Here is a 420-nt window from a genome sequence, read left to right on the forward strand (position 1 = left end):
GGCAGATCGTCGACATCCTGATGCGACGCCGGCAAAACAACCCGATCCTCACCGGCGAGGCGGGGGTCGGCAAGACGGCGGTGGTCGAGGGCTTTGCCTTGCGCATCGCCCAGGGCGACGTGCCGCCGACGCTTCAGAATGTCAGCGTACGCATGCTCGATGTCGGGCTGATGCAGGCGGGCGCCAGCGTCAAGGGCGAGTTCGAGAAGCGCCTGAAGGCCGTCATCGACGAGGTCCAGGCCTCCGAGGTGCCGATCATCCTGTTCATCGACGAGGCGCACACGCTGATCGGCGCCGGCGGCGCGGCGGGAACCGGAGACGCGGCCAATCTCCTGAAGCCGGCGCTGGCGCGCGGCGAGCTGCGCACCATCGCCGCCACCACCTGGGCCGAATACAAGCAGCATATCGAGAAGGATCCGG

Annotated in this window: 1 protein-coding gene; it reads left to right on the forward strand. The window is 67.9% G+C overall.

Features of this window, described 5'->3' with window-relative positions; translation table 11 throughout:
* On the forward strand, positions 1-420 hold a 420-nt coding region (locus EN804_RS34820; RefSeq protein WP_135922317.1), incomplete at both ends, for an AAA family ATPase.

Origin of the sequence: Mesorhizobium sp. M8A.F.Ca.ET.161.01.1.1 (genome assembly GCF_004792105.1) — a bacterium.
Taxonomy (GTDB): Bacteria; Pseudomonadota; Alphaproteobacteria; order Rhizobiales; family Rhizobiaceae; genus Mesorhizobium.